Annotated in this window: 6 protein-coding genes; 3 read left to right on the top strand and 3 right to left on the bottom strand. The window is 42.4% G+C overall.

The window, feature by feature from the left end:
• The first annotated feature begins 399 nt into the window (after positions 1–399).
• Entirely contained in the window at positions 400–762 is a 363-nt protein-coding gene (locus tag H6G76_RS34930; protein ID WP_190710771.1) for a hypothetical protein, read from the top strand.
• On the opposite strand, the gene H6G76_RS34925 is transcribed toward H6G76_RS34930, so the two are convergent.
• From H6G76_RS34925 to H6G76_RS34915, 3 genes are all read right to left on the bottom strand, one after another.
• Positions 735–2,798 (bottom strand): hypothetical protein, encoded by a 2,064-nt coding sequence (locus tag H6G76_RS34925; RefSeq protein ID WP_190710770.1) that lies wholly within the window; start codon positions 2,796–2,798, stop codon positions 735–737. The two genes, H6G76_RS34930 and H6G76_RS34925, sit on opposite strands and share 28 nt — an antisense overlap.
• Before the next feature lie 63 nt (positions 2,799–2,861).
• Positions 2,862–4,154: a calcium-binding protein gene (locus H6G76_RS34920; protein ID WP_190710773.1), complete on the bottom strand. Its 1,293-nt coding sequence runs from the start codon at positions 4,152–4,154 to the stop codon at positions 2,862–2,864.
• 701 nt (positions 4,155–4,855) lie between these two features.
• A complete protein-coding gene (locus tag H6G76_RS34915; protein WP_190710769.1) occupies positions 4,856–5,713 on the bottom strand; it encodes a DUF4394 domain-containing protein in 858 nt (285 codons plus the stop codon).
• Between the two features lie 777 nt (positions 5,714–6,490).
• On the opposite strand from H6G76_RS34915, the gene H6G76_RS37550 reads away from it, so the two are divergent.
• Together H6G76_RS37550 and H6G76_RS34900 are read left to right on the top strand one after the other, a co-directional pair.
• A complete protein-coding gene (locus tag H6G76_RS37550; RefSeq protein WP_242056664.1) occupies positions 6,491–8,632 on the top strand; it encodes an AAA-like domain-containing protein in 2,142 nt (713 codons plus the stop codon).
• Positions 8,633–8,639: 7 nt separating this feature from the next.
• The coding region (locus H6G76_RS34900) for an AAA-like domain-containing protein (protein ID WP_190710768.1) at positions 8,640–11,556 on the top strand (2,917 nt) is incomplete at its 3' end.

Raw genomic sequence — 11,556 nt, 5'->3', positions numbered from 1 at the left:
CTGCATCAGTGAAGTCGCTGGAATACGCCATTAGCATTGGATTTTAGATGCTGAGGAGTACCTTAATTCAAAACCTCATAAGATGTCAAATGGGTTCTATAGATGCTGCCAAATTTGCCAAAGCTGACAACTGCATCTGTTATGCTATCGCTGATGTCATAAAACTTGTATCACTCCATCAATCTCAAAAGAAATATAGCTGAGGAAAGGAAGTGGGTTTAGTTGAAACAAGCAGCTACTTAGTGCTTTTCTGCTGTACAGTTAAGACTCAAATAATATGGTTAAAGATTTTATGTTTCGGTGATTTTGGTATACAACAAGTGTGATATCTTGCATTGCTATTTGGAGCAACTTAGTATCAGCAGCTAATAACCAGAAATTGCATCTGTCCAGGAATGGATGACATTTGACAACAGTGATTGGATTTATCCAATTGATTCGGCTCCCCTGGTTTGGAGTCAGTTGCTCAACACCTTAGATCTGATCGCTCCTCTTCTTTGCGCCAAACTCAAGGATGAGTACGAGCAAGGTTTAGAAGATACTAGCAACGAATCGAAAACTGTTGTTGCTAGAAAAAGCTTTACCAAGCCCCGTTGGGGCGGGTGTAGGGGAAGAAAGAGCATCGAACAACCCGCATCGTCAGAAGCCCGTCTTCTTCAAAACGCTTGCGCCCTGAGGGGTCAGAATCCTCTTCCAACGCCATCCCCACACCCCATACCCTACACCCTGTTCAACTATACTGCGTTTGCCAAACTGCTGTAATCCAAAGTGCTATCGGCAAAGATGAAACTTTCAAACCCACTCGTAGATAGGGTAACAGCATCTCCATTATTATTGAAGGTGAGATTAGCTGGGTTTAAGCTATTACTAGAACTAACACCAGAAATGACTAGTTCGGAGCGATTAAAAACACTCAGGTCTAGCGTATCAAAACCTGTTCCGCCATCAACAGTTCCACTACCAAACCCTTGAAATTTATCATCATCACTGCCTAGCTCAATAGTGATTCCACCACCAATAGAAATTTTCTGTTGAACTTCATCGATAGTGCTAATGGCAGTTACTTCATCATTGCCGGAGCCAGTTTTAATGGTTCCTTGCCCATAAATGCCGTAAACCCTACCACCACTTGTGACTGTAGTCTGTCCAGTCAGGCTGTCATGACCATTGCCAGTATCGATTAATCCGTCGTTGAGGATGCCATATGCTGTGGCGTTGATTCCAGAACTGGTGCCATCACCCGTAATTGTGTCCTTGCCTGACCCTGTAGTGATGGTAGCGTCTTGGGTGTTCTGGATGCCTGTGCCAGCACCAGCATTGCCGCCTCTGCTGCCGTCTGTGCCAATACCACCGTTGCCGCCATTACCGTTGCCGATGATAATGTCTTTTCCGTCCCCAGTATTAAGATTGCCACTATTGCTGATTCCAGTCCCACTACCGCCGTCGCCCATATAATCGTTACTGTTACCGCCATTGCCGCCAGTAGCGATGCCTGTGATTGCATCGTCTGTGTCGCCAGTATTGAGACTGCCACTGTTGCTGATTCCAGTCCCATTCCCGCCGTTACTAAACATCAAGTCGTCTATACCGTAGTTATTGCCGCCGTTGCCGCCAGTACCAGTACCGATGATGGCATCGTTTCCGTTCCCGGCATTGAGACTGCCACTGTTGCTGATTCCAGTCCCACTACCTCCAGCACTGCCGTACTCGCTGTCACCGCCGTTGCCACCAGTACCGTTGCCAGTGATGGCATCGTTTCCGTCCCCGGCATTGAGACTGCCACTGTTGCTGATTCCAGTCCCACTACCGCCATTGCCCAAACCTTTGAAACTGCCACCGTTACCACCCAACCCGGTGCCAGTAATCATATCTCTTCCATCTCCGGTATTCAGTTCATCACTGTTGATGATCCCTGTCCCAGCACCGCCATCACCATCGTTGCGAGTGTTGCCTGTCCCTGCTGTGCCGCCATTACCAGTGCCGATAATCTTGTCTTGTCCATTTCCGGCATTAATAGTGCCATGATTATCGATGCCAGTACCAGTACCGCCGTTGCCGTCGTACCCGTAGTCGCTAGGGGAGGGGTCGCCCTCGATGCCGCCGTCGCCGCCATTGCCTGTGCCGACGATGGCATTGTTTCCGCTCCCTACACGAATAGTGCCATGATTAGCGATGCCAGTGCCACTACCGCCACTGCCGAGCAGGTACGCAGCGTAAGTGTCTTCACCATAACCAGTGCCGCCCACACCACCATTCCCGATGCCGGTAATTGTATCGTTTCCTTCCCCAGTATTGAGACTGCCACTGTTGTTGGCAATGCCAATGCCACTACCACCGTCGCTGCCGTTGTAACCGTCTCTGCCGTTGTAGCCAGTACCGCCCACACCACCATTCCCGATGCCAGTGATTGCATCGCTTCCATCCTCAGTATTGAGACTGCCACTGTTGTTGATGCCAATCCCTATGCCACCATTATTTTTGGTTGGGCTGTTGACGGATACCACATCTAAGTCCTCGACATTGCCGCCCGCACCGCCAGTCCCGTTGCCCGTGAGCGTGTCATTTCCGTCCCCAGCATCCAGACTGCCACCACTGCTGATGCTGATACCACTGGCACTGTTACTATTGTCGCTGGCAGAACTTTCTCCTGTAATGGTGTCGTTTCCTGACAATGTATTGATGTCACCCCCTGTTAAAATGTCAATCCCGATTGCAGGTGAGCCATTTAACTCTTGCTTAACTAAGGTATCAACAGCAGTAGTGCCGATGAAATTTGGTGGAACTGTAAGTCTAGCCATGAATAAAAACCTCTCTCATTAAGTTATTTGTTATGAGCTGAAAGTTCAAATTCTTCTGCAAGATTAAACAACAGCAAGATTAGCCAAATTACCTTTGTATCCTGTAATTTCCACTACCGCATCAGTCAGTGCAGAAAATCCATCCACCCCATCATTGAGTGCTAAAAAAGTCTGTTGATTATTTCCTGCACCTAACGTGAAAGTTGCCGCACCTTTAGCTACAAAATCACTACTAGTAAGTACAGCTTGCACATCTGCAATATTCAAACTCGCCACAGCACTAAGTTGCAATAAATCTGCTGCCGACACAGCGTTGATGCTATCAATTTTATCTTCACCAATTTTTAAGTCAGAGATCGCATCGGGTTTAGACAGCAGCGAATCACTCAGACTAGCGTAAATAAATGTATCAGTACCATTCCCGCCTGTGAGAGTATCACCACCTGCACCACCTACTAGTTTGTCATTTCCGTTACCGCCAATTAACTTGTCATTGCCAGCCTTACCAAATAAAGCATCATTGCCGTTTCTGCCTTCAATTAAGTCATTACCAGCATCACCTGTGAGGGTATCGTGACCATTGCCACCCAATAAAGATTTGCTTGCTACAGTTTTATTTTCTGTTGTCTGGCTGATTAGTTGACCTTGCTGATTATACAAATAACTGACAACTGCATCTGTTGTGCCATCGCTGTTGCTGTCTATATCTGCTGAGGTTAGTTTACCGTTAGCATCGTAGTTGTAGCTTGTGACTTGATCGGGCAGTCCATCATTATTGTTGTCTAAAATTTCAGCACTGAATCTACTATCTGTGTCATACAGGTAAGAAGTCAATTCATCAATGCTGCCATCCGAATTTTTGTCAACTAGCTGTGTGATTAATTTGCCACCTTTGTCGTATAGGTAAGTGGTTACTTCATCAGTTGTGCCATCAAGATTGTTATCTATTTCTACTTTGGACAGCTTGTTGCTGAGATTGTAACTGTAGCTGGCGGTTTTATCAATTACACTATCATTGTTGGTGTCATACTTAGCAAATGCACGTCCATAAATATAGGTATTGATTCTATCAGCCGTGCCGTCAGCGTTTTCATCATAGCTAAAAGATGTCTGGTTGCCTACTGCATCATATGTAGAGGTTTCAATAGAATCAGCCGTGCCGTCAGCATTTTCGTCATAGCTAAAAGATGTCCAGTTACCTTGTGCATCATATGTAGAGGTAATGATTCTATCAACCGTGCCGTCACCGTTTTCATCATAGCTACGAGAAGTCAGGTTGCCTACTGCATCATATGTATAAGTTTCGATTCTATCAGCCGTGCCGTCAGCGTTAGAGTCAACGCTAAGAGATGTCACGTTGCCTACTGCATCATATAGTGGGTGCAGTTGAAACAAGCAGCTATTTAATGCTTTCCTGCTGTACATCAAGACTCAAATAATACGGTTAAAGATTTTTTGGGCAGATGATTTTGGTCACACAACAAATGTGATATGTTGCATTGCTATTTGGGTCAACTTAGTATCAGCAGCTAATGTGTACGCTAAAAGTAGCAATGTCACTCATTCCATCAGAAAATCATCCCCAGGATTTTCGCACAATTGTTCTGCCATCTTCAGCCGCTTTGTCCGCCAGAGTCACGCCTTAGACCGTGCGTGCTGCGATCTCGCCTCCGCTACACCAGGACAAAACTCCCTACGGCTTGTAAATCATAGCTTTTTAATGATGATAGATTGAATTTACTCACGCTAATTAACTTTTATAGTGACTCATCAATGCACATATTCCCTACACCCCACACCAAGCACCATTAACCCAAACTAAACACAGAACTTTGTAATCTACTGCAATTACTGTAGATGTTACATGGCGTTGGGATTGGGAACGGGACACTTATCAAGTCGAAAACTAATTTCTAGTCCAATCACGAATTGGTGTGTTTTTTTTCTTTCATACAACAAAACCCTCACGAACTCTAGTGAAGAGTTCGTGAGGTGTGTGAGTAGTTCTTGAGAGTTCGTATAACGGTTGTTCTGTACTTGATTGAACTTGAAAATAACTACTTAGATGTCACAGCTAAACCAATAAACGTGCCTTGACCTTTAGGTACATCGGCAATGGCAGTTGCAGAGCCAGTCGATAGGTTAATACTGTAAAGAACTGAACCAGACAGTGCATAGGCAGTGTTGTTACCTTGTGCATCTGTGAAGATATCGAATCCATTTATAGGTGCAAAGTTAACACCAAGATTGCCGATTGTTCTGAGAGTGCCATTATTTGGTGGGTTTTGCAGTACTAAGACATCAAGATCGTAGTCAATTCCAAAAAGTTGAGTTGTCGTCGCTCCAGCAACCGAATTGATGTAAGCTACAGAGCTTATATTTGGGTCAACCCCAGCGTTGAGATCATCACTGGCGTAAGCTAAAGGTTGATCGACATTAACTGCACCAGTATCTACATTGGTACGGAAATTTTGGTCATTGCTACCGACTATCCGTAAGAGGTTTGGTACCGGATTGAAATCAAATCCCGATTGAAAACCACCATTAAAGCTGCTAGATAGGTCACTTACAAATGTAGCTTGACCAGTTGTAGAGTTAATCGTATACACCTTGTCAGTATCTGTAACACCGTAAAGTAGACCGTTAGCTGGACGAAAATCAATGCCTTGTAAGTTGCCGTCAATTCCTTTAACTGAAATTACTTGCACAAATCCGCTCGGAGCTATGTTTACAAGAGTATTATTTGAGGTTAGTCCAATGAATCTTAAATTAGACCATTTCCTTGAAACATTGATTTGAAGGAGATCAGTTAATGTTGTGAGTCCAATATCTGCTAAAGTTTTATTAGTACTCAAACCAAGAGTTGTAGCAACTATAGTAACTGCCAAAGAAATTTTTGTGATTAAGCTTTTCATTTTCTACTCCAAAAGTAGTTTTTCAATTTGGATTTAGCCAAGAGCAATTTTTTAGTAAAAGAATTGGTGCTGAAAACTTATTGATAGCTAAAGATTAGAAGGGAGCATATCCGATTTAGGTTTGAGCAAAAATTTTCAACACTCCAGTAAACATTAAGAATATTTCCTGGAGAATGAGAAGCATTTTTCTACATGGTTTGATTACGCACTTCACTTTATAGATTGCCTGAATAAGATTAACTAAATTAGGTCTATTTTATAGACTTAATCTTTTTTAATATTTCAGACTTCTGCTAAAAATGCAAGGAAAAATAAGACAGTTAAGATAACTAAGAAAAATACTTAACTCATTAACTAATATTTTGATTATTCCGAAAATCTATCTCTAAAGAATTATTTATCGCTTTGGCTTCACCACCAGCTTTTTCTTCACAATCCGCTCTTGCACAGTCATCATTCCCGCAGCACCTCCATTAGAAAATCGAACAGAGTCCCACTCAAACCAATTCTTCACGGCAGATTTGACTTGCGCGAACTCTGGTTTTCATCCCTCCTTGCAAGCAGCCACTTTCCACAGCCTCCGGTGATTTGATCCCTTTCTAAGTCCATAATGCCTCCTTTGAGCAATTGCCTAAACACAGAAATCCATCACAGCCGTAATATCACTGATTGTTTACCTCTTGTAAGAGAAATATTGCGCTCTTTTGCGTAAAACTACATACTCAAGATGTAAGTTCTACAGAAAACAGTGCTGTTGGCAAACTCCAGCCCAAATTCATGAATAATGTACCAACTCAGAAAATTCTACTGTTAGCTGCCAATCCCATCGGCAGTAGATATCTGCGTTTGGGTGAAGAGATGCGAGAAATTGAGGAGGGGTTGAAAAGGTCAAGAAATCGAGAACGATATTCCATAGCCACAGCCCAAGCAGTACGTTACCGAGATATTCATAGGGCAATTCTCGAACACGAACCGCAAATTCTTCATTTTTCAGGGCATGGGGCAGGAGAAGAAGGTTTAGTTTTTGAGGATGAAACGGGAGCAGCCAAGTTAGTAGATGCAGAAGCATTAGCTGGACTGTTTCAACTGTTTTCTGGGCAAGTGGAGTGTGTAATTCTTAATGCTTGCTATTCCCAAGTTCAAGCAGAAGCGATCGTGCAACACATTCCTTGCGTCATTGGGATGAAGAAGGCGATTGGAGATCGGGCAGCGATTGAGTTTGCAGTGGGCTTTTATGATGCGTTAGGAGCTAATAGATCCTATGAGTTTGCCTACAAGCTCGGCTGTAATGCAATTAGAACGGCAGGAATACCAGAACAGGATATTCCAACTCTATTGAAAACTGCTGAGATTGAGTCAACGTCTGCTAAGGTTGAACCGCCTCAAAGTACTTCGGCTGGTGTCTTGACGACTCAGTTTGATGTTTTCTTAGCGCATAATACCCAAGATAAACCTGAAGTCAGAGCGATCGCACTTGCACTCAAGCAGCGAAATATAGAGTATTGGATAGATGAAGAACAAATTCCACCAGGGCGTTCATTCCAAGATGAGATACAAGCCGCAATTCCACTTGTTAAGTCTGCCGCTATATTTATTGGTTCACAAGGATTAGGGCGTTGGCAGAGTTGGGAGTTGAAAGCATTTATCGCAGAGTGTGTTGAGAGAAAAATTCCGGTAATTCCTGTATTGCTGCCTGGAGTAAATAATTTACCTGAAGATTTAGTGTTTTTGAAGCAGCTAAGATGGGTTGCTTTTTCCAATGGAGTTGATGACGAGACTGCAATCAATTTATTGGCGTGGGGTATAACTGGAGAAAACCCCCAGAGCAGTGAACAACTAGAGCAAAAGCCAGGAGAAATCCCAACAGAAAGTGTTTGTCAAAATATAGATACTCCAGAGCAAGAGCGAGATATATATATCGAACGTCCACCAATTGAAGACAAATGCTATGGCGCAATTGTTCAGCCTGGGGCGTTAATCCGCATCAAAGCCCCTCAGAGAATGGGTAAAACTCTTTTACTAGAGAAAATACTAGCTCATGCTAGAGTCCAGGGTTATCAAACAGCAAAGCTGGATTTAAAACTAGCTGACATTGAAATTCTGACTAACTTAAAAACATTCTTGCAATGGTTGTGTGTTGACGTAGCAGATAGCCTGGAGCTAGAACCACAACTAGATAAACACTGGCAAGAAATGTTTGGGCTGAATAAAAACTGTACTCGCTATTTTCAAAAATATTTACTATCGGTCACAGATCCGCCCCTAGTCCTAGCAATAGATAATTTTGAGCGACTGTTTGATTATCCAGAGATTTTTCCTCAGTTCTGCTTGTTACTGCGGGGATGGTATGAAGCAGCCAAACAAGGTGACAAGATTGGTAATATCTGGAAGAAACTGCGCCTTGTGGTGGTTCACTCTACTGAGTCTTACCCGTCTCTAGACACGAATCACTCCCCGTTTAATGTTGGGTTGGCCATTGAGCTACCCGAATTTAGTCTACGGCAAGTGGTAGAGCTTGCTAATCAAAATCGGTTAGAGATGCTTGGAGAGCCGGATTTGAGTCAATTAATTGGGATGGTTGGGGGACATCCTTACTTAGTACAGTCTGCGATAACTACGTTAAGCTCCGCTAACGCTCACTTCAAAAGCCAGCAGATAACGTTAGAAGAACTGTTGAGGCTTGCCCCAACAGAACAAGGTATTTTCAGTGACCACCTGCGACAACAACTGTGGCATTTACAACATAATCCCCAGCTTGAGGCAGGGTATAAAAGAGTAGTGATGACAAATGCACCTATCAGGCTTGATACTGAAGTTGCATTTAAACTGCACAGCTTGGGTTTAGTAAAACTTAAGAGTAATGATTGCGTTCCTAGTTGTGATTTGTATCGCCAGTATTTCTCAACTCGTTTGGGGTAGGTGAGTCATGGTTGACCAGTACATCTTTTCTGGAAGTCTACCTGAGAATGCCAGCACCTACGTCACAAGAGAAGCTGATGCCCAATTATATGAAGGGCTGAAGTCAGGAAAGTTTTGCTACGTGCTAAATTCCAGGCAGAGTGGTAAATCCAGTTTGCGTGTGCGAACCATGCAGAGATTGAGAGAAGACGGTGTACAGTGTGCCGCCGTAGACCTTTCTGCTGGCGGAATTCAGAATGTCCCGCCCGAACAATGGTATGCAGATTTAATTGACACACTTATTGATAGCTTCGGGTTAGATGTAGACTTTGGTGATTGGTGGGAATCAAATCAGTTAAATTCACTAGTAACACGATTTCGTAAGTTTTTGGAAGAGATATTACTTGTTGAAGTTAGAGAAAATATCGTAATTTTTATTGATGAAATCGATAGCGTACTCAGTTTAAATTTTCCTACAGATGATTTTTTTGCATTGATTCGTGCCTGTTATAACAAGCGAGTTGATAACCCGGAATTATTACGTCTCACTTTTTGTTTACTTGGGGTTGCATCACCGAGTAATTTGATTGAGGATAAACAGCGTACCCCGTTTAATATTGGTCAGGCTATTTCTCTCAAGGGTTTTCAAATCCATGAAGCTGAACCTTTAGAAAAAGGACTGCATGGTAAATTCAGTAATCCCCAAGCGATAATGCAGGAGATTTTGCGCTGGACTGGGGGGCAACCATTCCTGACTCAAAAGCTGTGTCAGTTCATGGTGGAAGAATCAGAACAAGACAACCCTCGTTCAGTAGAGCAAGTTGTCAGGTCACGGATTATCGAAAGTTGGGAGTCCCTTGATGAGCCTGAACATCTGCGAACCATTCAAGCTAGGATTTTGCGCGATGAACAACGAGCAGGGTATTTATTAGAACTGTATCAGCAAGTTCGACTGGCTGAGGAGCAATCCCAGGTTATAGCAGATGAAACATTGGAACAAAGCGAGTTACAGCTTTCAGGATTAGTTGTTAGACAGCAAGGGAAATTAAGAATTTATAATCAGATTTATCGTGAAATATTTGACTTTAATTGGATAGAAAATCAATTAAATAATCTCCGTCCATATTCTGAAAATTTCCGTTTTTGGGTAGCTTCTGGAGGTGCTGATGAATCACGGCTATTGCGGGGGAAGGCATTACAAGAAGCGGAAGAATGGGCTAGGGATAAGAATTTAAGTTATCAGGATAAACAGTATTTAGCAGCTAGTAAAGAGAAAGAAATACAAGAAGAGATTGCTGCTAAACAACAAGAAGCTGCGTTAGAAAGGGAGAGGCAGGATCGAGAGGCACTAGAGGCAAGAAATCAATTACTAGGTGAAGCTAATAGAAAAGCTCAACGGCGGATTAGCGTTGGGGTTTTTGTTTTGGTTTTTGCAGTTCTGGGAGCAGTGGGTTTAGGAATATTTTCCAGACAGCAGGTGAACATAGCAAATTCTCAAGTTCAGGCAGCAAACCAAAAAGTTGACTCTGCTAATACCCAAGTCAATGAAGCTAACAATAAACTTCAAAAAGCTCAAGAAAATGAACGAAAATCCCAAGATAGTGCTGCACAAGCCAAGAAGCAAGAACGACTTGCTAAAGAAAACGAGAAATTAGCGCAACGAAAAGTAACACAAGCAGAACAAGTTGCTAAACAAGCACGACAGCAAGCACAAACTTCTCAAAATAAAGCATCAAAATTTGAGCAAGATGCGGCAAACGCAAGACAGAATTTAATCATAGCACAGAATGATTTAAAGGCTAAAGGTACGGAGCTATCCAAAACTAATAGACAGTTAAATCAAGCTAAAGAGCAAGAGTTAAAAATTCAAGCAAAACTTAGAGCTAAAGAAAACGAACTTAAACAAACAAGCGCAAAAAATGAAGAGACAAAAGCAGCAATTGTGAACGCTCGCCGGCTTGTAGCTCTAGCTGGAAAATGGCGGAATCAAAATTCATCAGATTCAGATGAAGCCTTAAGGCTGGCAGCCTTATCATTTAATATTGATAACCATGAACTTAAACAAGCACTATTACTTGCTGCTAAATCACAATTTTACCAACAACGGAAAGACTGGGAGAGTGCTAAAAATGAAATTCAAAGAAGCCAGGCAATTTTATCCAAAGCTGATCAGGAAATTTTAGATTCGAGCCAAGGCTTACAGGTTCAAGTATTTTTTCATAAAATTCAAGGTGATTTCCTAGCCCAAAATCGACAAATTCAAAAAGTTATAGAATCTTATACTACAGCATTTAATATTTTAAAAAATCATCCAAATGAAACTGATTTTACTAAAGATAATCAGTTGCTTACAAGCGAAACTATTGAATCAGTTTATCGAGGTTTGATTAAACTAAACCCTCAAAATAAAGAAGTTGAAACATTTTTGACAGAACATTTATATGCTAAACTCGGATATTTTCTGAAGAACAAAGATTGGGAAGCAGCAGACCGACAAACAGGTCGGCTGATGCTCAATATTGCTAAAACAGAAGCACGATGGTTAGATGATGAAAATATCAAAACTTTCTCTTGTCCAGACCTGAAAAGAATAAACCAGCTTTGGTTTAATGCAGACAAACGTTTTGGCTTTAGTGTGCAGAAGAAAATTTGGATAGGCACAGAAAACAGACTCGGTGTATTTGAAGACTGGACTGCCAAAGATACTGAAAATTTTTTGCGGTTTGGCAAGACAGTTGGATGGTATGATAACGAAAAAGCAGTCGAGGACTTATCGGGAATAGGGGGAGAATTTATAGTAGATTACGCCGAAGTGCTGCAACGTATAAAAGATAACCTCTTGATAAACGGGAGCTTCCCAGCAGTACCCAGAGCGTATCAAGGTGTCCCGCGATTCATGCCATACCTGAGGAGCTTTCCTATCTTCTTTTCTCGCATTGCGACTT

The sequence above is a fragment of the Nostoc sp. FACHB-152 genome (assembly GCF_014697475.1).
In the GTDB taxonomy this organism is placed as follows: Bacteria; Cyanobacteriota; Cyanobacteriia; order Cyanobacteriales; family Nostocaceae; genus Nostoc_B.
The sequence above is the reverse complement of the archived record's forward strand: the minus strand, read 5'-3'. Positions and strand labels throughout refer to the sequence as shown.